Source organism: Vibrio sp. 10N.261.51.F12, assembly GCF_041471725.1.
Lineage (GTDB): Bacteria > Pseudomonadota > Gammaproteobacteria > Enterobacterales > Vibrionaceae > Vibrio.
In genome coordinates this window covers 66198-91476 of record NZ_JBFROV010000021.1, presented here as the reverse complement: position 1 = coordinate 91476, position 25279 = coordinate 66198, and the positions used below count along the sequence as shown (strand labels likewise).

The window sequence follows — 25279 nt, the reverse complement described above, 5'->3', positions numbered from 1 at the left end:
TATCGAGTGATAACAAACACAGTAAAAAACTTTTGACTTAGGATGGAGCCATCGTGCTGAGGAATGTTAACAAGCGCACATTTGGTAGGAGACGAATAGTCGAAAATTAGACGATTATATTGTTTATATAAACAAAAAAAGAGCCAGTAAACACTGGCTCTTCTCGGCATATTACTTGTCGTTCATTACGCTTCAGCGTTATGATAAACCTGTTGAACATCATCACAGTCATCAAGAAGATCGAGGAATTTTTGGAATTTCTCATCATCTTCTTCTGCAACCGTAGTATGAACTTGCGGTACAAATGTGATTTCTTCTACATCGAGTACCAGGTCAGGGTATTCAGCTGCGAGTGCAGTTTTTGCTTTAAAGAACTCAGTATTCGGTGCGAAGACAGTGATAACGCCTTCTTCTAGCTCAATATCCGCCACATCGACATCAGCCATCATCAGTGCTTCTAATACGGCTTCTTCGTCATCACCTTGAAACTGGAATACAGCTTGGTGCTCAAACATGTGCGCAACAGTACCAGGGCCGCCTATTTTAGCGCCTGTTTTCACAAAGCACTGACGAACATCTTGGAACGTACGGTTGCCATTGTCAGTCAAACAATCAACGATAACGCTAACGCCACCAGGGCCAAACCCTTCGTAACGAGCAGCATGGTAGTCTTCACCACCCCCACCGTTAGCTTTGTCCAACGCTTTGTCGATAACGTGTGCTGGAACTTGGTCTTTTTTCGCTTTGGCAATGAGATGCTTCAGCGATAAGTTCATATCTGGGTCGCTACCGCCATTTTTAGCACTAACGTAAATTTCTTTACCGTATTTGGAATAAACTTTAATTTTTGCGCCTGCAGTTTTCGCCATAGAGGCTTTGCGCACTTCAAAACTTCTTCCCATCGGGATGTTCTCTCTTATTCAGTGTAATGCGGGGATTTTATCAAATCACGGAAGCAAATCAATTGTGATAAGTCATGTAAACAATCACAACACACCCATCATCTTCTTGTATTTGACTACACATTGTTCAAACCACGCCTTTTCAGCGTCATCACGAATATTTTCAAGCTGAGTTCTGAGTGCCTCAGGACCTGCTTTGGCCTCTTTAAGCTGCCAGACGATATAGGACGCCTGCTTATCCAGCTCAACTTTGTTTTTTTCTGCGGCAGGCAGTAAAGATAAGTTGTGAGACATAGTGATTCATTGGTTAGTTCAGGTGGTCTGCGAATATAACACCGATGAAGTGTTGAACTCAAATCAAGTCATCAAAAATACGAAAGGGTGGCAATTGCCACCCTCTTTGACGTTCGTTCCATCAATGGATTAAACCAAGCTCCCGAGCTTCCTCGAGTGTTAACCCGCTTTCTTTAATTTCTCTCAACGCTTCTATGCGTCGTCTTGCTTCCACTGATTTGGCAGGCTTAGCAAGACGTGGTTCTTCCGTGTACTCTTCTGAGTGATCCCATTTAGTCGTGATGGACGTCATATCATCATGGTCGATAGAATTAATGGACATTGTTTCCTCCAGATAAACCATGTCTAGGACACCTAATCTGTAGCAAAGGAAAATAGGGTTGTTAAGGGAAATAAGCCAAGATTGTGACTTACTCAATAGTTCTGAATAGAAGTTAAAAAATGGGGAATATAAGTTTTGAATTTGACTAAATTGCGCAGTACATTCTGGGAATTACGCTGTCAAAATTCGACGTGATCTAGATCCCTCTTTTTCTAGCCTTTTTCCTTAGCCTCTATGGCCTACTGGTACCAAACCTCTCATCGAATCAACACACATTTTCTACAGATAAAAAAATAGCGAGTTCAAACGAACTCGCCAAAAATATATCAGAATGAATGTAACAATATGAGCCAATCTACATGTTTCATTAGAGAGGACAAAAGGTTGTCTATTCGGGATAAATAATAGCCAGTACCTTGCCTTCTTTTGTCAATGCTCTGTCAGCGTTCTGTGCGCTTCTAGACAAATCATTGTCTCGAGTACAATAACTAGATAGAGACTTCGTCCAACACACGAAATACCGTCTCATCAACCTTACCCTGATACACACTCTTGCAAATTTTCTTACGTACCGCTAATGCAGAAATCAGCCTTTCAATAGACAAGTGTTTATTCTCTTGTCGTGAGTTATACGACTCGACCACTTCACTCAATGTTTCGTATGGGATCACATTACCGTCGACACGCAACCAATCAAGCTTCTCCATCAATTCAGAACACTCTTGTTTGATTGACGCGAGTGGATGTCCAGTCATAGCCGACAAAGCCGTTATACTGCGTTCTAGAGCTTCTGGTGAAGTATATTTGGATAGGACTATCGTAATTTCATCCGCGTTAATTTCAACAAGGTGTTTACGCTGCTTCACTCTGCGACCCAAATTACCTTTCGGAGATGGTGATTTACGCTGAATGGGTTCAAACTCACCATCGATGATCGACGACAACTCGTCCAATTGTTTGCGACTCACTAATTCATGACGAAGCGGGTTAGGTAGGGTTGGAGCCATATTCCGCTTACCGGCATTCGTCGTTCTCGCTCGTGAATAGCGAAGTACTTCCTCAACATCGCAACGTATGTCGACTTGATAGTCTGGGAGCTTAGCAGAAGGATCAAGACACGTTAACGTCAGGTGATAACCCCATAGATTTACATCAAACTCTATTTCCGTTTGTTGATCTTCACCTAATCGTCTTAGCTCTCGAAGAAGATCCATCGAAAAACGCCGCCACTCAATGTTACGGCTTAGTTTTTGATTTAATTCGGATAGCAGCAGACAGTCGGTATGACGTCGAGCCATACGGCTACGAAAGTAGGAGTAAAGCTGGAACACCAACGTATGTTGCTTCAAAATTTCTGGAGGGAACAAGAAGAAGTAATCTCGAGTGAGGAGCTCTTCATAGAACGAAGGCTCCCAAACCAAAATGTACAAATTTGGTTTGATTTTAATCTCGCCATCAGCCCCTTCACGTGGTGCTTCTTCAGAGGCAGTTATCGTTCGAGCAATAAACCGAAAACGGTCACTTTTGAAACCTTCTGGCATGTTCTCACTTAACCAGCGACCCGTAAGTTCATGTAGCTGAAAGTCTGTAAACTCAATTCTATCGATGCTATCACGAATAGAATCACGTGCCGGGCCACTATCTTTTTTACCTCTTAATGCCAGTATGTCGGTAATGTAAAGGGGTGTTTTATTGGGTACATGTTTCGCATCAAGTTGATACTCTTCATGATGATGATCATGGTACTGAACCGTCAAAGTAAATAATGCAAATAACGTCATGAGATCATCAACTGTCATGATATTTTTAGATGATCTTGTTTCAATAACAGCACGAGTTCCAGAGATTGAAACCATCGATTTTTGATAGCTTTTTCGCGTTCTCGGTGGTGCTAACGCTTGATCAATGATCCCTGCCCAGTTTGTTGGTGAAACAATAAACTGGTCCGCTTCGTCACGCATTGCTGGTGGTGTGTAAAGACCATGTTCATTAAGCAATCGCTTATTGACTTGAGTTTGTGCGAGTGCCTTCGATTTCTTTTGCTTTTCAGATTGCTTCACCGACTCTGTAATCAAGCTTGTGGCACCCAAAACGGACACGAGTTGATTAGGGTTAATAAATCGATGGAGCATGGTTTTACCAGCAAGGCCTTCCTCAAATTTAACGGGGAGTTGGGTAAAAAGACCTATACCCACAGCAGCACGTAGCCTTTGCTGTATTGCCGCGCGAGTCAGTTTACCATCTGTAGCATTGATCAATTCAGTTGTAGACACATAACCGTCTTTAGAACTAAATCCACGCAATGAAATCAAATTAAGTAATTCAAGAATGCTTTTGGTAACACCTTTGAAATGTTGGTATTGCTCGATCCAATCAACGGACGCTTCGGTAATTTCAAAGAGGTGGCCCCCTTTGTGATCTCTTGGTAGCTTGATCAAAACTTTTTTATGGTCACTCATGATTAGATCTATATCACACTATCCGTAATTCCGATATTGTTCCAAAGAATAAAGAAAAACAGATCATAAAGAAAGGATTATTTTTAGGTTTTTATTATTATGATCTATCTGATAATACTGATCTAATATGATTAAGTGATCTAATGATCTGGCTGCACTTTTGCTTGTAAGTCATTGTTATTGTAGGTTTATATTTTAGCCTTGATGGAAGCATGATCAGGAGCCCACCGAAACGATGATCATTATTATTTGAAAGCATGATCATTACAAAGTGAATCTATGATCATGATAAAAAGGAAAGCATGATCATTACAACCGGGAGGCATGATCAAGAGGGAAAATGAAGTTATCCACAACTTGTTCAGATCTTTATTTGAAATACGGTTCTTTGTCCTATAGATATCGTAAAAAACACATGGAAGCATGATCAAGATGATGAGGCTTATCAAATAAAGATAGCATCTTTGGTGGGTTTTTAATCATTTTACAATGCAATTCAGTTTATGACGTTCATTTGGACGAGAAAGTGATGGGGGACCGTCTTGCCAGTAATGTAACGGAACGATGATCATGCTAGTAAAAGTGCGACTAATGTATTTCAATTGCCGTTCTGCATGAGCAATGTTCACTCAAAGCCCTTATTCAACCGAGCATCTACCGTAGTTTAGTTGAATGTTAACATGCTTCCGGTCAAGAATATCACTTGATCATTCTTCCAATGTTTAGATCATAATCTAATACTCTGGTTTTACTGAGAGGCCCGTTTTTTTTCCTTGATCATGCGTCTGAAGTGACGACTTTCATACTTCTATGTTGCGGCTTACCTTGATCATGTTTCCTACATAGTCTTCCTTGCTGTTATTTAGATTAGTTACTGGCTAATGAAAGTCCTCGGGTAAAAGTCCTTAAATTCTCTATTCGTTATCTTGTGGCGTGGATTAGTCTATGGATTCATATTGGTTATTTTCCAAATATCACTCGCCGTAGTTTAGCGCTCTTTTGTAATCGTTCCGATATAATGTATGTTTACATTGTAAATTGGTGACGCCGTAACACTTTTATGATTTTGCAGATTGTGACAAAATCTACAGAGAATTTTCGTTCAAGGAATAGCCCAATATCACAAATTGACAATACAGAACCGAAATAAGTGTAAGGAATGACATTAAATGTATAGACAGCTTTTTTATGAAAATGTAGGATATTGCTGTACGTAATTTAATTTGGATTACTTGACCGGACTTAGGTATGAAAAGAGAGCAAACGATAGATAATCTTTACCGACTGGCTGAACTGACTCAACAAGTGCAGGCAGACCGTATCGAACTTGTGTTAGAAGAGCGCAGCGACGAACATTTTCCTCCAATGTCTAAAGCGATGATGGAAACTCGTTCTGGTTTGACCCGTCGAAAACTCGATGATGCGATTGGTAAACTGGAGGCAAGTGGCCATCAATTTACTAAGAATAATGCCAACCATTATTCGATTTCGTTGCAAGAAGCCCATATGTTAATGGATGCGGCTGCCGTCCCTAAATTCCATGAACGAAAAAATAGCCAAGAAAATAAGCCTTGGGTTATTAATGTTCAGAATCAAAAGGGTGGTACAGGAAAATCGATGAGCGCAGTGCATCTGGCTGCCTGCTTAGCATTGAATTTAGAAAAGCGTTATCGTATTTGTCTTATTGATTTGGATCCACAGGGGTCGCTTAGGCTTTTCTTAAATCCTCAAATTAGCTCCTCTGAGCATGACAATATTTATTCTGCCGTCGATATCATGCTGGAAAATGTACCTGAAGATACCGATATCGATATCGAATTTTTACGTAAAAATGTTCTGCTGCCAACCCAGTATCCAAATTTAAAAACCATTTCGGCATTCCCCGAAGATGCCATGTTTAATGCTGAAGCGTGGCAAGACCTATCACAAAATCAATCTCTTGATATTGTGAAGCTTCTTAAAGAGCAGTTAATTGATAAAATTGCTGATGACTTTGATGTCATTATGATCGATACCGGTCCGCACGTCGATCCGTTGGTATGGAACGCAATGTACGCGTCTAATGCGCTGCTTATTCCATGTGCGGCGAAACGTTTAGACTGGGCATCTACGGTTAATTTCTTTCAACATTTGCCAACGGTTTATGAGATGTTTCCTGAAGATTGGAAGGGCTTAGAGTTCGTTCGATTAATGCCGACCATTTTTGAAGATGACAATAAAAAACAAGTATCGGTTCTCACAGAGATGAATTATTTGTTGGGCGATCAGGTCATGATGGCGACAATTCCAAGAAGTCGAGCCTTTGAAACCTGTGCAGACACTTACAGTACTGTGTTTGACTTGACCGCCTCTGATTTTGAGGGGGGGAAGAAAACCTTGGCAACCGCTCAAGATGCCGTGCAAAAAAGTGCACTAGAATTAGAAAGAGTATTACATAGTAACTGGGCTTCATTGAATCAAGGGTAATAGAACATGGCGATTAAAACTTCTGATCTGAATGCAAAATTATTTGGTAAGGCAAATAAACGCCGAGCCTCAACACCTCAGGAAGCTCAGACTGCCGCAAAAGAACAAGCGCAAGTCATTGAACTTGCAGTTGCCGGAGAAGATCTGGTTTCATTCGAACTTATTCGAATTCCAGCCGATAAGATTGAATCTTCTACTTTTGTTTTTCAAGAAAATGCACGTGAGCAGTCGTTTCTTAATGAACATGCCTTGTCAGACGTGCTTGCTACGTTACGCGATAAAGGGCAACAGTACCCAGCGGTAGGTCGCCGTCAAGAAGACGGAAGTATCGAAGTGCTTGATGGCAGCCGACGTCGAATGTCGTGCATCATTGCTAATCAAGAGTTCCTGATTTATGTCGCTAATAATATCAATGGTAATCACGCTAAGTTTCTTTCTGACGTCGCGAACGCACATAAGCCTTTGTCTCTTTACGAGAAGGGCAAGGAGATGCAAGCGAAACTGGATAGCGGTGAAGCAGACGACCAAAAAGCACTGGCAAAAATGTTTCAGTGCAGCGAAGCACTTGTCAGTGGTGCATTAAAGGCGGCTGATTTGCCTCTTGAATTACTTCAAGCTTACCCGAATGTTAGTGATCTTGGTCGACCTACCATTGTGAAACTGCACAAGCAATTTAATGAGCTGGGTGATGAAAATCAATTGACCTTGATTGGACGCTGTCGAGGGTCAGACGGTTATGTATGGCAACAAAGTTCAGCACATGGCGTCGCGCGAATAACGAAAGATGTGTCTGAAACATTAGAGCACTGGATGCATGAACTGGTCCCGCCAAAACGAGCGAAAGTTAGCAAAACTGATTTGGTGAAGGGAAGAGCATCTTATAGCCGTAAGGGGCCAAATTTGGCGCTTAATCTTAAAAAAATCGATGACCAAACGATGGATGAAATATTGGCGTTTATTAAGTCAAAATTGCATTGATAAAATACCCCGCTCAAGCGGGGTACTTTTTTGCTAGTATAGACATAGCCTCATTTGAATTACATAACTATGTCTCACATTGAATCAAGTCTTTCTCAATCTCTCTGTTCACTTATTAACGCCGCGAAACAACGTTTCGCTCGTGGTGTTGTTGTATTTGAGGGTTCTACCTCTTGGGCTCAAACCCAGATTAATCAATTGATGACGAGTGTTGCCATTGATGCTCGTTGTCAGTTGGGCGGCGTTCCCCTAAGTGGAACAAACTATTATTCTAGTCACCAAGGACGTCAGCTTCTTGGGCGTGAAAATCACCTCTTGGTTGTGGACCTTAACGATAACTTTGACGCCAATAGTTTCAATGCCGCAGTTGGAAGTGTCATCGGTGGAGGGGTTTTGGTGTTCATCTGCAGCGACCTCAATCAACTGCAACCCTGGATCAAAAATCACATCTTGAAGTTACCTTTGCTGAAGCAGTCTGACGCTAGTTTTATCAACGATGCTGATTGGCATCGCCGCTATGAAGCCTTGACCTTTGAAGATGCAAACACGCGTTTTGTTGAGCAACATTCGGCAATCTTATTGGTTGAAAAAGTGTTGACCGGGCATAGAAAGCGTCCATTAGTGTTGACTGCAGATCGCGGGCGTGGGAAGAGTAGCGCTCTCGGTTTAGCGGCTAAAAAAATATTATGTGAGCCCAACAAGCGCATTTTAGTTACCGCGCCAAGTAAAAATGCGGTGTTACCTATTTTCGAACACGCCCAATCTTCAACAATTCAGGGTGATGCTAATGTCGGGAACGGGACCATTTGCGCAGATAACCATTCTGTATTGGCCTTCATTTCTCCTGATGACCTATTGGAACAGTTGCCTGATTGTGATTTGCTTTTGGTTGATGAAGCCGCCGCCATACCGGTTCCAATGCTTAAATTGATTATTGAACACTATCACCGTGTTGTTTTTGCTAGCACTGAGCATGGTTACGAGGGGTGTGGTAGGGGCTTCAGCTTGAAGTTTATTCCTTGGCTGCAAGAGTATCGCCCTGGTATGAAGCAATATCAGATGAAGCAACCTATTCGTTGGGTTGTACGCGATCCGCTTGAGGCGTGGTGTGCGGACACATTTTTGCTCGATTGTGAAATGGCATCAATAACACCCGATATAACGATAGAATCCGTGTCTTCATCAGTGTGGCAGTTTCATACCTTCAAAGATAAACACGCGTTACGTAATAGTCCGCATTTGAAACAAGCGTTTTCGTTGCTTGTTAACGCGCATTATCAAACCTCTCCTAATGACTTAATGCTGCTACTTAATGATGAAAGCGTTAGCCTGTATGTCATGGTGCTAAATGAAAACGTCGTTGGTAGCGTGTTGCTCCATAGTGAAGGCGGACTCTCTAAGGAACTGGTCGATGACATTATGTTGGGGCGCGCTCGACCTAAAGGGCATCTTATCCCTTGTGATTTGAGTAATCATCTTGGACTAATTGAGCCAGGCCTCCAGCGTTGCGCTCGTATTATGAGGATTGCTGTTCATCCTATGCTTCAATCGCAGGGGGTAGGAAGCGAGATGTTAGCGCGTTTGACGCAGTTCTTGCCGGAGTCGGTTGATTACCTTGCCACTTCTTTCGGTCTTACAAAACCACTGTTGCGGTTTTGGGTTGAAAATAATTACGCTCCTGTTCGCTTAGGCGCATCGAAAGATAAGTCTAGTGGTACGTATAGTCTTGGTTTGGTAAAGCCGATCCGTCAGTGTGCATCGTCATGGACGCAACTAGGTCGTGATAACTTATCGTTAAGTTTGCCTGTCCAGTTCACTTCATCCAATCGCAGTCTCGAACCTTCATTGGCGTGGGCTCTTTTTAGTCAAACCTATTCGTCGTCAGTGGCGCTTCCAACTACGCCGTTGCTTGAGTTGTACGCTAAAGGTGGAAATGCGTTAGAATCCTGCCGATGGGGTTTATTGCCTTTTCTACAGCGTTTGGTTGAAAATGGCATCATGGTTGATAGTAAGGTTGTGATTGGTGTAGCACTACTGCATTGGACGTGGAAAGATTGCTGTGCGAACGCGGGTTTTGCTGGCAAGAAACAGGCTGAGGCAGCATTCAGGAAAGACCTACTATCTTATATCCAACGTTTACAGTGTAAATTGCCTTTGTGAAGAATGTCTGATTTACAGTGTAAAAGGCTAAAGTATGCTTTTACACTGTAAATTGAATCTACTCTTTGATTGTTTACAGTGTAAATTAGCCTCCTCATGCACATCCGTTCATCACGTCAACAAACCATTTCCGTATGATAGAATTTGAATCGACCCTTTGACATCAAATAAATCAAGTACAACAACGTGACCGCAGACCTAGTTTTATGAATTCTCTGTAGTCTCAAGATTGAGACTACACTAAGATAAATATATATTCGTTGAAGCGCGATCACACTTTGTTTTAAAAGCGTGAGCAGTAAATAAGGACGTTACACCAATCATGTGGAAAAGTGTTCTCCAACAAACTAGCGATAAAAACTCTGTTGTGGCGATGTTGCCGCAAGAATACGAGCAGGGACTCAGCCTTGAGAAGCTTCTTCTTGAGAATGCACTCTCGGATATGGAAGCGAAGCATTTATTCCTTGATGATTCTGCCGTTAATCAATTTATTAGCTGTGCACAGCTTGCTAAGAAAGAAGCCTTTCAGGGTATCAAAATAGCGTACACGAAAGACGCGTCAGTGAGCGTGTCACTCTGCGAGCAAGATATGATCGCACGAATGACAGTAGAAGGTGCTTATGGAGGATTGCCATTAACGGGTGCTGAGGTAATCAAAACGTTAGCTGACTCCCAAGTTATAAAAGGTATTAATAAATTAGCGCTTAAAAAGGTTCTGCTGTTGAGCCGCCAATTAGAGCCAGGTAAAAGTTACGTCCAGCCTGTTGCCGTTGGCAAGCGTCCGATAGAAGGTCGAAACAGTGAGTTCATCGCTCTTATTGACGATCCTAAAGCGCGAGTCCTCAAACCACAAACCCGAGGCGAGTCTGACAAGGTTGATATGCGAGATCTTGGGCAGATGGTTACAGTAGGGGTTGGTGAGAAGATAATGAAGCGTATCCCCGCTATTAGTGGCCAGAATGGCTATACCGTTACTGGTGCCATTATTCCGCCCAAAGCCGTAAACGATACCCCTTTAAAACCAGGGAAAGGGACGAAGCTCTCTGCTGAAGATCCAAATATTTTAATTTCTGATATTTCTGGGATGCCAATCATTAAAACAAGCGGGATTGATGTCGATGAAGCGCTATGCTTAGCAAAGGTCGATATCTCAACTGGGCATATTCGCTTTGAGGGCAGTGTCGTTGTGTCTGGTAATGTCGAGGCGCAAATGGAAATTTCCGCTACGGGTTCCATTACGGTGGGTGGGTTTGTTGAATCTGCTAAGTTAGACGCAAAAGGAGATGTCATTATTGCTAAAGGCATTATTGGTCACAATGTCGATGATGGCGAAAGTAAAACGTGTCTAATCCAGTCCGGTGGCGATATCGTGGCGAATTATGCTCAGTTTGCCAATCTTACAGCAGATGAAGACATCAAGTTAGCGGTTCATAGCTTAAACAATGATATGCGATGTGCTGGCGACCTCATCGTCCAGAGTGCAAATAGAAAGCAAGGGACGTTGAGCGGTGGCTTGGCTGATGTTGGCGGTAAAGTCGTATGTAACCACCTTGGCGTTGAGGGTGATACCGCCACCTACATTAACGCGTTTTCTAACCATAAAAAATATATCTCTGAATTAGAGCAACTGCAGGACGACTATACGGCATTGCAAGAACATAAAATGATGGCGATTCGAAGGGAGATTGAACTTAAGAAAATCCCTAAGTCGGCACGAAGCGACGATGAAAATCAAGAATTAGAAGCACTTAATAGTACCAACACCGAGGCTATTGATAAGCTAAACGAAAAGAAAGCAGCAATTGAAGAAGAGCTGTTTGCTAAATTAGAAACCAGTACGGTTGAGTCCCTAGTACAAACACACACTCGAGTGACTGTGTCGATTGGAGGGGAGAAACTCACAACCAAAAATACTCATGGGCCAGCGGTTTTCCAACTGAAAAACAATGTGTTGAGTTTTGTCCCCAAGTTAAAAGAAGAAGATGTTGCTGTGTGATGCTACTCACTCAGGCTTGGTACCAAAGGGATACTAAGCCTGCCTATCGACTACTCGGACTGAGTGGTTCGTATTTTAATCGACAACTATGTGGTTAATTAGTCTTTATTAACGGTTCATTCATCGCTTTTCTGCACGTAAACTTCCTACCTATTGGCACCGCATATTTTTATCTTTATATCAATCAGCTATTGAGTAACTGGCTCTGCAGGCAGCGGGGTCGGTGTTGGCGGCGTTGTGTCGTTTGGTTGCGTGGTCTCCTTCGTGTTAGAAAGCGAGCGTACAAATCGGCTTAAGTACAATTCTTTGACGATGCTATCGCATTGTTCGTTGGACAGTCCTCTGCGCCACACTTCAGAGTCAACAGAGACGCTTGTTTGGTTCGACAATCGGTATCCATTGGCTACTTCACAAAGCTCGACCGAGTTCATATTGTTTGGGTAGGTATCAACAGGGGAAGAGCGTAAACCTAGTTGGCTCATTTGATGTGACGAACAAGCAGAGAGCGATAATGTCATCAACGCTAAGGAGAGTCTTTTGACCATAGTAAAAGTACTGTTCACGGTGGTGGCAGAGAATGGACAAGGATACTATCAGCTCAGTTACATAAATAATATATTGAACCAACCTGAGGTCACTATCTAAGAAAAATTGACACTACTCAGACATTTAGAACGCTTATACTGCTGATAACGCAATGAGTGACCACTCGGATTCTATTGGTTGTATCTTAGTGATTGCTTTACTGAATGAGTAGGAGATAGTTGATGTCAGAAAATTGCCAAGGAACAGAAGCCATTGATACCAAAGACACCATCCATGTAGATATTGCCGTAATTGGTGGCGGTCCTGGGGGCTACACTGCGGCTTTTAGAGCGGCTGACCTAGGGCTTTCGGTCGGTTTAATTGAAAGCGCTGCTACGCTTGGTGGCGTTTGTGTCAATGAAGGCTGCATCCCGTCAAAAACACTGCTTCATGCGACCTCGTTGATAACGGCGGCCAATCATGCGCAAGAGATGGGGATTTCCTTTGGTCAGATTCAGGTCGATATCGAAACGTTGAGAAATCACAAAGTTAAAACGGTTAAAACGCTCACGACAGGTATTGCTAATCTCGCAGACGCTCGCGGAATCAAACGGTTACAAGGAAAGGGCACATTCAAAGCGGTGCATCGTCTGGAGGTGGTTGGCGCTAACTCGACGGTTACCGTAAGTTTTGGAAAAGCTATTGTAGCTACCGGTTCTTCTCCAGTTAAGTTGCCAAAGATGCCCGAGCATGCATGTATATGGGACTCGAGTGCAGCACTTGACCTAAAAACAATCCCTGACAACCTCTTGATTATTGGCGGCGGTATTATTGGACTAGAGATGGCGCAAGTATACGCAGCGCTCGGTTCAAACATCACGATAGTTGAAGCATCAGAACAACTCATTCCAGCGGCAGACAAAGACATTCTCCAACCATTGCTGAAAAGTATCAAAAAGCGCTACCAAATTTTAACTAAAACTAAAGTCGTTGATGTATCGATTATTGAGGAGGGGGTAAGCGTCACCATGGAAGGAAAAAAGGTCATGGAGCCAGTGGTGTTTGACTCTGTTCTTGTCGCTGTTGGTCGTCAACCTAATACAGCAAATATTGGTCTGGAGAGGCTTGGCATAACACTTGATTCGCACCAATGTATCCCAGTTGATAGTCATATGGAAACATCTTCGTCAGGGGTATACGCAATAGGGGATGTTGTCGCGGGTCCAATGCTCGCACATAAGGCAACGCATGAAGGTAAAATTGCTGCAGAGTCTGCTGCTGGACTCTGCGTGTCGCAAAAGGAGGTATCAATACCATCGGTCGCTTATACCTCACCAGAATTAGCATGGGTTGGATTGACTGAAAAGGCGGCAAAAGCACAAGGTGTTGAGTATACCGTTGGAAAGATCCCTTGGTTAGTGAGTGGTCGTGCGCAAAGCGTCAATGCGACAAATGGTGTCACCAAGGCCTTATTTGATAAACAAGATGGTGCGTTACTTGGCGCAAGTATTTGCGGGGATAACGCAGGAGAGCTTATTCATGAGGCCGTGATAGGTTTAACTATGGGGACAAAAGCTTGCGATATCGCTCATGCTGTTCATGCTCATCCCACGTTATCTGAAACCTTCGCATTTGCTGCTGAATTGGTCGAGGGAACAATGACGGACATGCTCCCACCTAGAAAACGATGATACTTAAAAGAAGAGGCTATTTGTGAATCGGTTATCCTTCCGGCATCATCGATTTCTAAAAACAAAGCGGTGAAGTCGTGAGACTTTGAACTTGCTAACATATCGCGATTGTAACATTTGCGTAACCTAGTCAGACCAGTTATTGTTTTGTATAACAAGGTATTAACATGTGGTGATGGTATGCATTTTGACGAGTTGCTAAAAATAGCAAGACAGCGTTTCCAAGAAGAGGGCGAGATGTCGATTCCTTCTTCATGGGGACAGGGACGTACTGTGTTTGGTGGGGTGTCCGCCGCGCTGCTATATACCGCAATGCAGTCTAAATTGAACACTGAGCGAGAGCTTCGAACACTCAATACCAATTTTGTTGGGCCTTTGTTGGTTGATGTACCCTTTCACTTTCAAGTGGAAGTATTAAGAGAAGGAAAAAGCGTGTCTCAACTCAGCGCACGCCTGATCCAGAACGATCAAGTTGTCGTGTTTCAGCAAGCGTGTTTCGGGTTTGAGAGAGATTCAAAGATCCGAGTTGAAAACTCCAACAATCACATCATGCCTAGCCCTGATGAGTTACCACGTTTTCCCGACGTAGCGAAAGGCGCACCAAACTACACCGCTCATATTGATCTCGCATTGGCTCGTGGGCACTTACCGTTTACTGCAAGTAAAGATTCACATTCCTATGGCTGGATGCGCTTTAAGCAGGCTCCATCCGTTATTACCGACGCACACCTCATATGTTTGGTGGACGCATGGCCTCCGGGTGTCCTACAAATGATGTCACAGCCCGCTCCGGCGAGCACCATGATGTGGAACCTAGAATTTATACATCCTCATGAGCCTGTTGGCGTCGAAGACTGGTTTGCTTATCAATCGCATACTCGCCAAGCCGCACAAGGTTATGCTCACGCTGAGGCGAATGTATGGAATAATGTTGGGCAACTGGTTGCGATTAGTCGTCAAAGCATCGCGATATTTGATTAATTTGTTGCACGAGACAGGGAATCGCCTAGGCGAATTTTCTTAGGTTTACAGTGTAAACGAGCCTGATTTTTCCGTCTTGCCCCCTAATGACAGGCGAACTCTAAATACGCCTTGACCCGTTTATCGCTATCGACTTTATTCTATTGAAGTTCAGGTCAAGGTTGGTATCCTTGCCGACCTATTTTCATATCGACACTTCCCCTCGTGTAAAAACGACATATATCGTGTTATTTCCTATTTGATAATTTAGAGGTAAATATTTATGGCTATCGGTTTTGACTATGGAACTGCGAACTGTTCCGTTGCACACATTGTCAATGGTTCGGTAAATCAGATACCTTTAGTGGGCGATGAATACTATATCCCCTCAACACTTTGTGCGCCGACAGCAGAGTCAGTATCAGAGCACCTATTTCGCACCTTAAATATTCGCCCTTCTAATGACATTGGGGAGATGGTGCTTCGTCGCGCCCTTAAAATTAATCGTGAAGAAGGCATTGAAGTCACATCTTCAGATGTTTTATTTGGCCATCAAGCCCTTGATTTATATTTAGAAGATCCAAAAGATGTTTATTACATTAAATCACCTAAGTCATTTCTCGGCACCATCGGGCTACGCGACATGCAGCTGTCTTTTTTCGAAGACCTTGTATGTGCGATGATGGCAAACGTGAAACATAAAGCAGAGCTTCATCTAGGACGTGAAACCACCCAAACCGTCATCGGACGTCCTGTTAACTTTCTTGGAAGAGGCGGTGATGCTTCTAATCGCCAAGCCGAGGGAATATTACGTCGTGCAGCAAATCGAGCTGGGTTCAAAGATGTGGAGTTTCAACTAGAGCCTGTTGCGGCTGGATTGGATTATGAAGCGACATTACTCGAAGACAAACACGTATTGGTGGTGGATATTGGCGGTGGTACAACCGATTGCTCATTTATTAAGATGGGACCAACGTGGGCGGGAAAAGCGGACAGAAGCGACTCATTGATTGCGCATACCGGCCAACGAGTCGGTGGCAACGATCTTGATATCTATATTGCATTTCGTCGCCTCATGAATGAATTTGGCATGGGAACCAAGCGCCATTCTGGGTTAGATATCCCGGTGACCCAATTTTGGAATCCAATTGCGATTAATGACGTACAAGCACAAAGGAAGTTTTACGCGCACGATAACCTGAAAGAGCTGAAGATGTTGGCTAAAGAAGCGAGAGAACCAGATAAAGTGACTCGCTTGGTTAAACTGCATCAAGACACGTTAGGTTATGCGGTAATACGAGAGGCGGAGAAAGCAAAAATAGCACTGGGCGACGCTAATCAATATCAGGCGCTTATCCAGCTTATTTCCGAGCAAGTCGGTGTAACTATCTCTCGAGACGAAATGGAAAGTGCGATTGATAATCCGAAACAAAAAATAAAAGAACTGGTGAAGGAAGCGGTCAATCAAGCTGGAATACAACCGGATGTTGTCTTTATGACGGGAGGTTCAGCCCGTTCATCTGTTTTGCGCCAAGCGGTCAATGACATACTCCCTAATACACCGCTCGTCGCAGGCAATTACTTTGGTTCAGTAACCGCTGGTTTGGCTCGCTGGGCTGACATTTGTTTCAAGTAAGACAGTGTTGGCTGGCGGTTCTTGGCACCAAACATTCGCAAGGCTTATGGTTTGTATTGAGTGGGTTATCGTTTAATAATCAATTCGAGTGTCGGAATTATCTGATGACTTGTAACGTATTAGCCTTACAGCATATGGCTAAAAAGAGGTTGAGTATTTTATAAGTGTGATGCGAAGAAGATGTAATTATATGATTTTTCAGACATTAGAGGAATGTGACATAGATCCAATAGTTGAATATATAGTGGTGGTGAATGTAATGGCGTGCTTGCGGCGGTTCTTGTTATGCGCATAGAATGAAAGCGACTCTCTTAAGCCGAGAGTCACCTAGCCAACTGACGTTGTTAGTGAATGACTATTGTTCACACTATTATAAGCCAATCACGCTTTTGTTGTGGTTGGCTTTTTTTAAGCGCTTAGTGCGAGCATGCCGTCACATCACTAGCGATGAAATGATCCCAATCAAGCCACCAAAAATACCCCCCCAGACAACAAGCCAGCCTAGGTGTTGTTTAATTAGGTTTTGTATGATTTCTTTGACCATTTGAGGTGTTAGCTCATTCAGGCGCTGTTCAATGATGGAGTCGATATTGCCTTTTACTTCATCCATCATCGAAGGGGATTCGAACTGCTCAACGAGGGCTTGTTTTACGGAATCGCTTTGTGCAATCGATGCCATTTCTGCTTTCATTTTTTCGACAAAGGGTGCTTTAAGTGGTTGTAATGCTTCTGTGCCACCAAACATCGCCAGCATACCGCCAAACTGTGAGTTTTCTATGACGTCCACCAGCGAATCAAACGTTGGGTTGAAGTCCACTTTTTCAATCACAGGCTCAAGGTCAAGTGTGAGACCTGTCCCGACTTCTTGTTTAAGAAATTTATCAATATTATTGTCGGTAAAAAATTGCTCCATCATTAAATTCTTAATCGCCACTTTGAAGTCTTCAAAGCGTGCTGGAATGACACCTGAGCCATAAATACCTGGTATTTTTTCAAATAACATGTGAATGGCTAGCCAGTTTGTGACCGCGCCTGAAAAGGCAAATAAACCCGCATAGAGAAGAATATCGTTGTTAAGCTGGTAGCCTGCACCCAATAACCCTAAAGCGATAAGGTTGGTGATCATGCTTTTGTTCATAGTTTTACTACTATCGATGAATGGGAAATAGAAGTAAGGATTTTAGGAAAAAAAGGCGAGGATAAAAAGTAACTTCTCGCCTTTCAAGCAAGATTATAGTGAATGACGGGGTAGCGGCTCTGATAATTCTCTAATGTTTTTAATTTTCTCAAGGAGTACGGACTTATTAAATGGCTTAGAGACATAGTCGTCCATGCCGCTTTCGCTGCAACGTCGAATGTCTTCGTCAAGGACGCTTGCAGTTAGTGTAATGATTGGGGTCCGACCTTGATTATACTGCTGTTCGTAAGCCCTAAACTCTTTTGAAGCGGTAAAACCGTCCTTAACGGGCATCATGCAGTCCATTAGAACAGTGTGATAACGGTTTTTTGAATCACAAAGATAATCAAGTGCTTCTTGCCCATTATTGGCGATATCAACGTGATATCCGGATTTTTTGAGCAGCAGCGACGCTACCTTCTGATTCACTGCATTATCTTCTACTAATAGTATGGAGAGTGCACCGCTATCACCGGTGAGCTCGCATGATTGGCTTTCATCCGTTGACATCGTTTTGTCGCGGTTGTGGTGCATGACCTTCATTGCGGGGTTTTGGTCAGTTGGCGGCAAAGCATCGTGCAGCGCAGTCCTATTTTTTAAACTGGCATGCTGCATCGCGGCATTCATTAATGTATCAATTAAGCGTGCACCAAGTAATGGGAAAGTGACAAGGCCAGACAATACGGCTTCATAGTCACCAACTGGAATGGATTGTCGCTGAACTAATATCAGTGGGCACTGGGGATGTGTTTTTGCAATGTTTGCTAGTTCGTTTGAACCATCGATTGAGGCGGATACACAATACAGAATCGTCGTTTCACCTATGGCATGTTGCATCATGTTTTCCGTAGAGGAAAATCGATGGGACAATGGTAATGAATAATGTCCCATCTCATCAGTGAGCTGATCAGCAATCGTCTGTCCATTATCAATAATACAAAAGTGACGCGCCATCAATGAGTTAACTATGGGGGGATTGAATTTTGCGATGGTGGCTTTTATCTCAAAATGAAAAGTGCTGCCGGCCCCTTTTTCTGACTCAATAGCGATTTTTCCGCCCATCAATTCAACAAGCTGAGACGAAATCGCTAACCCTAAGCCTGTACCACCGAACTGTCGCGTCACGGAGCTGTCTTCTTGTGTGAATGGCTTAAAGATGGCGTCTTGTTTATCTTTATCAATACCGATTCCGGTATCTTGTATGGCAAATAGAATCTGGCATTGTTCCTCGTCAATTTGCTCAATACTGACCTTAATTTTAACAAATCCGGTTTGAGTAAACTTGACCGCATTGGACATGAGATTCATTAAAATTTGACGTAACCGATGATCGTCAATAAGCAACAAATGTGGAAAGTTGGATGAAAATTCAACATGGAGATCCAATGATTTTTCTTGTGCTTTAGAAAGTACGATTGCGACGGTATCGTAAACGATCTCTCTTAGATTCGAACTGTGTAAAGAGATCAACAAGTTGCCAGATTCGATCTTAGAAATATCCAAGATATCATTGATCAAAATAAGTAAGGTTTGAGAAGACGTCTCGATGGTGTTTAAGTAGTCACGTTGAATGGGGTTTAGCGTGGAATCTGACAAGATACCAGACATACCGATTATGCCATTTAAAGGCGTTCTTATTTCGTGTGACATGTTGGCGAGAAAGGAGCTTTTGGCCACATTGGCCCGTTCTGCTTCGTTTTTAGCTGCGATCATTCGTTGTTCATTCTCACGTCGCTCTGCAATAAGCTTATTCATTTTCTCACCAAAGTGACTAAACTCATCGTGGCCTTCTGTCGACGCCTTAATATCTGGTGTATCGTGTTTGTCTAGATTCTCAAATGTCTCTAACGTGTTGTTCAAAAAGAATATAATTCTTCTTGTGATATTAATACTTAATATAAAAAGCACGGCCATGATCAGCACTGCGACAAGAATGGTTGTCCACATCCGTTGCTCAAGTTGTAGGATGCTTTGCTCCATGTCGTTGGACAACTGTGCATTAATTTCTGTGGTGGCTTGCTGAATAAGTGTGAGTCGTTTATCCAGTGCCGCTACACCGGAAGTGATCTCTTGTACGGTTAGCGCTTCTCTGGATTCATCAAGGACTCGATCTCGAAATAGAATGCTATCGACAAATGATTCGTCCGAGAAGGTTCTTAGAAGCAAGCTGACTTGTGAGGCATCAGCGTTGATATTGAGAAAGCGGTCAATGAGGTATTGCTGGCGCTCAAACAAGGAGGTCAGCTGCACCGATGCTGAATGTTCTTCGTCATGATGGTCGTCGTGACCTAAGTAGATGTCAGTATGGATGATCCAGTTTTCTTCTGTCGCCCACAGCCGAATCCATTCCAATGTGAATAACGCATTGAGGTGGGATTCGAGGATGATAGACCCAGTATCTACCTTGACGCCTTCCAATTGGGATAAAAGCTGTTGAATCAGATCTACCGTCCAAATGTTCCAATCTTCCACCTCCTCGATGGTTGACATCGCGCCAAGTTCACCTTGCGCTTCACGTAACTCGTTTAATGCGTTTTCAACCGTGGAGGTATCATCAAGATAGTAAGCCGTTGATAAAACGCCCTGTAGCTTGTCTAAACATTCATTTAGCTTGCCATAGATGATGGTTTTGTTGTCTTCAAAGGTATGTTGTAGTTTTTCTAGCCGTGAGCTGTGAACAATCGCGCTGTAGTTTGAGATGTAACTTAATGCCTTCACTTCCGCGGATAAAATCGACATTTGTTGCAAATCACGTTTCGCTCTAAGTGCTTCCCATGATGACAATACTAAAATGACGATCAGCGGTAAAATCGCTAGGATAATTATTCTACTTTTGATCGACGTCTTATTTAATAAAGCCATATCACTAATCCTTGATAATATTCTTGAACATCAAAGGCTCTGAACTAATCTATGAGTAGTCTAGGATAGGAATCCGTAAGAGTGTAATGAAATGGAACAAGTTGATAATAAGTATGGAAATATTAAACAGCAGCTGCTGAGTGGGTTAACAGCAGTCGGGCTAGCTTTGATGATATTTTTGTCTTCCGATAGCCGAGCGTTTGCCGCGAATGAATATGCGGTGTTTACACTTGATGCTGACTTCGAAGTATTGACGCGAAGTAAAGCGAGAATGGTGTACAGAGGGAAAGCTAAATCCTTACAAGGACAACGTATAGAAATCTCTGATTGGCCGGAAAGCTCCTCGGAACGTTCTGAATTTTATGAGTATCTATTAGGGAAGGATGTCGCGCAAATGAATGCCTACTGGGCAAGTTTGTCATTTTCAGGAAAAGCCAGACCACCGAAGGAAATTGGAGACGCGTCGGTAAACTCGCTTATTCATTGGTTACAAGAAAAGCCGAATAGAATTGGGTATGCACCTATTGATGCTTTGCCTCAAGAAGCCAAAATTCTATACGTCGTTAGTAAGGAGAAATAACCATGAATAATAAACTTCTTGTATTGACACTATCCGTGATGAGTGTCCCATCATTTGCAGCCATCGATATTACGGATAATTTTTCGATCAGTGGCTTTGGTTCTACTTCTTGGACTAAATCTGATAATGAAACGCCTTTAATGGTGAATCGAAATATCACTGATGAAAACTGCTTTGACTGCGACACGACGTTTGGTATTCAACTTGATTATTATAGAGAGGCATTTAAAGCCTCGGTACAGGTCGTTAAGCGCCCACAGGATAATTGGAGTGAGCCTCAGTTAGAATGGGCTTACTTAGGGTACTCCATAGGTGATTTTGAGATTCGAGGCGGACGTTTGCGTTTACCTGTTTTTCTTGCTTCTGAATATTATTATGTTGGACAAGCCTACACGACCGCGAGGCCCCCAGAAGAGGTCTATAACAGTATCTTAGGAGTGACCGCTTTTAACGGAGCGAGTGTGACGTGGAATTATAATGTTTCGGACGAAACTCAGCTCTCATTGACACCGTTTGTGGGCTTTAAAGACAACAATGAAGTCGACTTTAACGACACGACGACATTGGAATTTGAAACTAAGAACATGTGGGGTGCAAATGTCCAACTGACAGGCGAAAACTATCGGTTGAATTTTGCTTATTTAGATTCAAATTTTGACCAAACGGCAAAAATTAAAAACTTGGTTGTCCCTGGCTTCGGCACTATCCCATACGTTGAGTCAACATCGCCTGATCAAAATATTAAGCTTTATTCTCTGGGAGGAGAATATGACTTAGGAAACCTCAAATTAACCGCTGAAGGTCAGAAAAATGATTTATCGATGGCATGGTACGGTAGCGCGGCTTATAAAATATCTGACTTTACGCCGTACGTAGTCTATGGGCAGGATTTTGATGGGGATAATGATAAGACGGGTGCTAGCACAACGTTGGGTCTGCGCTATGACCTGCTTTATAACGTTTCACTAAACACCGAGTGGCAATATTTCAATACCTACAATGGCGGAAATGGTGCGTTTGTGGATAACCCTAGCCCAGACACTGATGCCAATTTGTATACGGTTATGCTGAATTTTGTTTTCTAAGACGCTACACGTGTTAGCTAGAATTTGATGTAAAAAAGCCCCGACACTGTCGGGGCTTTCATAATTCTAGCGCTACGTAAGATTATTTCTCACCACGCTCACCAACTTTTTCTAGTCCCAATACCAAGCCAATGCCTATCAGCATCATCACGATAGCAATCGCCAGCTGAGAAGGGTGACCCGTCACTAACTCAAAGTTGAAGGGTGATAGGTTTTCTTGAATAAGTGGAACCTGCTCGCCTGAAGAGTTCGTTCTCCAAGAAATGGTTTCTTTCCAAGGCCAAAGCTTCGGTAGTGTACCTAGCATTAAACCGGTTAAGAAAACCAATGCGAAGTCGCGGAAACGTTTTAGTAGCCAAGAGAGCACGTGTGAGAAGCTTAGCAGTCCGATCAGACAACCGAAAGCAAACAACGCCATAATATCAAGTTGTAGCCCCTTTACTGCGCCAAGTACTGGGCCGTACATGCCTAGAATAAGAAGAATAAAGCTGCCAGAGATACCAGGAAGAATCATCGCACAGATTGCAATCATGCCAGCAAGGAAAATATTTAAGTGTGTTGGATCCATCTGTAATGGCTGTAAAACCGTAATGGTATAAGCAAAAACAACACCAAGCACAAGACACAAGAAACGGGATAACGTTCTTTGTTCGACTTGTTTTAGCATGTGATAAACCGACACTAAAATTAGACCGAAGAAGAACGACCACACTGGAACAGGGTGCGTTTCTAGTGCCCAAGAAATGAATTTCGCTAGCGTTAGGATTGACGTCAAAATACCGCCAAACAAAGCAATTAAAAAGAACCCATTGATATGATTAAACGCGGCTTTAAAGCCGTCACGTCGCCAGATGCCAAATAGGCTTGGATTCACCCGTCGAATGCTTTCTAACAGCATGTCGTAAATACCAGTAATAAAGGCAACGGTGCCGCCTGAAACGCCAGGGACCACGTCAGCCGCGCCCATTGCCATTCCTTTTAGAAAGGTCGTCAAATAGTTCATATTATCTTTTAGGTTAGAAAAGTTGTCGCAAAGTATATATGGATGCGTGTTTGTATGCACCTAGAGAGTGATCGAAATTTAATATCATTAGGTACGTCAAACAATTGTGAATCTTCCGCCTAGATAGGTTGTGGTAAATCTGTCTTTATGGCAGTAAAAACGCTTTTATATCAGATTGTTAATCTTGTCTAGACAAGTGGCGCTTGGTCCGGGTTTGTGACGGTTTTGACATATTGCCGACACGCAATGTTCATATTAGGTCGTCAAAGTGTTCCTAAACCGAATAGGGACGATTGAGATGAACAACATCATTGAAGTGAAGCAGGTGAATAAGACCTTTGGCGACAATAAAGCGCTAAAAGATATTAACTTAACCATCACGAACCCAAACATGACGGCATTATTAGGGCCATCTGGCTCTGGGAAGTCGACACTGCTTCGACATCTAAGTGGGCTTATTATTGGTGACAATAACGCTCAATCAAAGATTCAGGTGCAAGGGCGCACTGTTCAGTCACAAGGCAAGGCCGACAAATCCGTTCGCGCATGTCGTGCGAAAGCGGGTTACATCTTCCAACAATTTAACCTCGTGAATCGTCTATCTGTCATGACCAATGTATTGATTGGTGCCATGAGTGCGACACCGAAGTGGCGCACATTAACGGGAATGTTTACTCAAGAGCAAAAACAACAAGCCTTAGATGCGTTAGACCGTGTTGGTATGGCGTCATTTGCGTCGCAGCGTGTTAGCCATTTATCTGGTGGTCAGCAGCAGCGTGTGGCTATTGCCCGAGCGTTGATGCAACAAGCGGAGATTATTTTTGCGGATGAGCCGATAGCATCACTGGATCCGGAGTCGTCCCGTATCGTCATGGAATTGCTACAAGATATCAATCAAAAGGAAGGCATTCCAATCATTGTGACGCTTCATCAAGTGGATCATGCGCTCAAGTATTGCTCGGAAATTGTCGCGCTGAAGGACGGTGAGGTCTTCTATCAAGGAGCAAGCTCAAGCCTCAGTTCATCACAAATTGAGGGGCTTTATCGTGCAAGATCAACGACGGAAGAACCATCGCCGTGTCCCTCAAGCCTACTGGCTCCTTCGTTTTAATTTTTGTCATTTATTATCATTGGGAAAATGAACATGTTTCGTTCGATGCAATCAGGATTTAAAAAATCACTTACGTTGTCAGCCTTTGCCTTGGCTATGTCGTCTTCGGCCATGGCGACCTTTGCGCAGGATATGCCTAAACAGATTAACTTTGGCATCATCGCCACCGACGCTCAGCAAAACCTAAGCCAGCGTTGGGAGCCTTTACTGCAAGATCTCAGCGAAGAGCTTGGCGTACCAGTGAAAGCCTATTTTGCGCCAGACTACGCGGGCATTATTCAAGGGCAACGATTCGGAAAAGTGGATTTTGCTTACTACGGCAATAAGTCTGCGATTGAAGCTGTTGATCGTGCGGATGCGGAAATATTTGCTCGCTATATCGATTTAGAAGGCCAAGAAGGCTATTACAGTTTACTGGTCACGAACAAAGACAATAGTGACATTAATACCCTTGAAGATGTGATTGAGCAGCGCTCGGAGCTGAATCTAGGTAATGGTGATCCTAACTCTACCTCCGGCTTTTTAGTGCCTAACTATTATGCTTTTGCACAGAACAACGTGTCGTCGAATGACTTTAAACGTTCGGTTGCCGCAAGTCATGGCGCAAACCTAATGGCGGTGGCTAACAAGCGAGTGGATGTTGCCACGAACAACAGCATGAACTTGCTTCGTTTACAGCAAAACAGCCCAGACAGCTATGCCAAGATCAAAGTGGTCTGGCAATCAGTGCTCATTCCATCCGACGTCGTGACCTACCGTAAAGCCTTACCGGAAGAGATGAAAGCGAAAGCTAAAGCGTTCTTTATCAACTATGGCAAAGATGGCAATAAAGAAGAGATCAATAACTTACATAAGCTGTCATGGTCTGGTTTTTCGGAAACGGACAACAATCAATTGCTGCCAATCCGTCAACTTGAGGCCTATAAAGAGCTAGTAGAGGCAAAGAACAATACTCGCCTAGATACGGAAGAAAAAAATAAACGAGTGAAGAAGCTGACCGCAGAGATAGAGACGTTGCAGCAGCAAATGGATGCCCTTAAAGGCTAATGGACAGCACCGCGCTGTCCGTGGG

The 25279-nt window shown here is 43.2% G+C and carries 19 protein-coding genes; 11 read left to right on the top strand and 8 right to left on the bottom strand.

The annotated features are described in order from the left end of the window. Positions 1 to 185: 185 nt before the first annotated feature. The 4 genes from AB4405_RS14290 to AB4405_RS14275 form a co-directional block, all read right to left on the bottom strand. Entirely contained in the window at positions 186 to 902 is a 717-nt protein-coding gene (locus AB4405_RS14290) for a YebC/PmpR family DNA-binding transcriptional regulator (RefSeq protein WP_102468853.1), read from the bottom strand. A gap of 84 nt (positions 903 to 986) precedes the next feature. Beyond that, complete coding sequence (locus AB4405_RS14285; RefSeq protein ID WP_102468854.1) at positions 987 to 1196, bottom strand: DUF3283 family protein; 210 nt, start codon at positions 1194 to 1196, stop codon at positions 987 to 989. 121 nt (positions 1197 to 1317) lie between these two features. After that, on the bottom strand, positions 1318 to 1518 hold the full coding sequence (locus AB4405_RS14280; protein WP_102469091.1) for a PA3496 family putative envelope integrity protein: 201 nt from the start codon (positions 1516 to 1518) through the stop codon (positions 1318 to 1320). A 488-nt stretch (positions 1519 to 2006) separates the two neighbouring features. Continuing rightward, positions 2007 to 3977, bottom strand: a complete 1971-nt coding sequence (locus tag AB4405_RS14275) for a replication initiator protein RctB domain-containing protein (protein WP_102468855.1) — start codon at positions 3975 to 3977, stop codon at positions 2007 to 2009. Between the two features lie 1248 nt (positions 3978 to 5225). Between AB4405_RS14275 and AB4405_RS14270 the strand changes: the two genes are divergently transcribed. The 4 genes from AB4405_RS14270 to AB4405_RS14255 all read left to right on the top strand — a co-directional run bounded on the left by AB4405_RS14270 (position 5226) and on the right by AB4405_RS14255 (position 11577). Then, the gene (locus tag AB4405_RS14270; RefSeq protein WP_372061463.1) at positions 5226 to 6443 is read left to right on the top strand and encodes a ParA family protein; all 1218 of its coding nucleotides are present in this window, start codon (positions 5226 to 5228) and stop codon (positions 6441 to 6443) included. 6 nt (positions 6444 to 6449) lie between these two features. Further along, positions 6450 to 7421 carry a ParB/RepB/Spo0J family partition protein gene (locus AB4405_RS14265; RefSeq protein WP_372061462.1) on the top strand — a complete coding sequence of 324 codons (972 nt, stop codon included), beginning with the start codon at positions 6450 to 6452 and terminating at the stop codon, positions 7419 to 7421. 69 nt (positions 7422 to 7490) lie between these two features. Next, positions 7491 to 9581, top strand: coding sequence for a GNAT family N-acetyltransferase (locus tag AB4405_RS14260; protein WP_372061461.1), 2091 nt, complete (start codon positions 7491 to 7493; stop codon positions 9579 to 9581). Between the two features lie 322 nt (positions 9582 to 9903). Beyond that, positions 9904 to 11577, top strand: coding sequence for a DUF342 domain-containing protein (locus AB4405_RS14255; protein WP_372061460.1), 1674 nt, complete (start codon positions 9904 to 9906; stop codon positions 11575 to 11577). A gap of 188 nt (positions 11578 to 11765) precedes the next feature. Here the strand turns inward: AB4405_RS14255 and AB4405_RS14250 are convergent, their stop codons facing one another. Continuing rightward, the gene (locus AB4405_RS14250; RefSeq protein ID WP_372061458.1) at positions 11766 to 12122 is read right to left on the bottom strand and encodes a hypothetical protein; all 357 of its coding nucleotides are present in this window, start codon (positions 12120 to 12122) and stop codon (positions 11766 to 11768) included. A 222-nt stretch (positions 12123 to 12344) separates the two neighbouring features. On the opposite strand from AB4405_RS14250, the gene lpdA reads away from it, so the two are divergent. The 3 genes from lpdA (at position 12345) to yegD (ending at position 16389) form a co-directional block, all read left to right on the top strand. After that, positions 12345 to 13793 (top strand): dihydrolipoyl dehydrogenase, encoded by a 1449-nt coding sequence (gene lpdA, locus AB4405_RS14245; RefSeq protein WP_372061457.1) that lies wholly within the window; start codon positions 12345 to 12347, stop codon positions 13791 to 13793. A 180-nt stretch (positions 13794 to 13973) separates the two neighbouring features. Then, positions 13974 to 14774 (top strand): acyl-CoA thioesterase II, encoded by an 801-nt coding sequence (locus AB4405_RS14240; RefSeq protein ID WP_102468862.1) that lies wholly within the window; start codon positions 13974 to 13976, stop codon positions 14772 to 14774. Between the two features lie 262 nt (positions 14775 to 15036). Then, on the top strand, positions 15037 to 16389 hold the full coding sequence (gene yegD / locus AB4405_RS14235; RefSeq protein WP_372061455.1) for a molecular chaperone: 1353 nt from the start codon (positions 15037 to 15039) through the stop codon (positions 16387 to 16389). Between the two features lie 433 nt (positions 16390 to 16822). Here the strand turns inward: yegD and AB4405_RS14230 are convergent, their stop codons facing one another. Beyond that, positions 16823 to 17527 (bottom strand): DUF445 family protein, encoded by a 705-nt coding sequence (locus AB4405_RS14230; protein WP_102468864.1) that lies wholly within the window; start codon positions 17525 to 17527, stop codon positions 16823 to 16825. Between the two features lie 93 nt (positions 17528 to 17620). Beyond that, positions 17621 to 20428: an ATP-binding protein gene (locus tag AB4405_RS14225; protein WP_372061453.1), complete on the bottom strand. Its 2808-nt coding sequence runs from the start codon at positions 20426 to 20428 to the stop codon at positions 17621 to 17623. Between the two features lie 91 nt (positions 20429 to 20519). On the opposite strand from AB4405_RS14225, the gene AB4405_RS14220 reads away from it, so the two are divergent. Then, positions 20520 to 21008 (top strand): hypothetical protein, encoded by a 489-nt coding sequence (locus tag AB4405_RS14220; RefSeq protein ID WP_372061452.1) that lies wholly within the window; start codon positions 20520 to 20522, stop codon positions 21006 to 21008. 2 nt (positions 21009 to 21010) lie between these two features. Further along, a complete protein-coding gene (locus AB4405_RS14215; RefSeq protein ID WP_372061451.1) occupies positions 21011 to 22093 on the top strand; it encodes a sulfate ABC transporter permease in 1083 nt (360 codons plus the stop codon). An 82-nt stretch (positions 22094 to 22175) separates the two neighbouring features. On the opposite strand, the gene AB4405_RS14210 is transcribed toward AB4405_RS14215, so the two are convergent. Then, entirely contained in the window at positions 22176 to 23096 is a 921-nt protein-coding gene (locus tag AB4405_RS14210) for a DUF368 domain-containing protein (protein WP_372061450.1), read from the bottom strand. 298 nt (positions 23097 to 23394) lie between these two features. Between AB4405_RS14210 and phnC the strand changes: the two genes are divergently transcribed. Further along, complete coding sequence (phnC, locus tag AB4405_RS14205) at positions 23395 to 24207, top strand: phosphonate ABC transporter ATP-binding protein (protein WP_372061449.1); 813 nt, start codon at positions 23395 to 23397, stop codon at positions 24205 to 24207. 33 nt (positions 24208 to 24240) lie between these two features. Next, positions 24241 to 25254, top strand: coding sequence for a phosphonate ABC transporter substrate-binding protein (gene phnD / locus AB4405_RS14200; RefSeq protein WP_372061448.1), 1014 nt, complete (start codon positions 24241 to 24243; stop codon positions 25252 to 25254). Positions 25255 to 25279 lie beyond the last annotated feature (25 nt).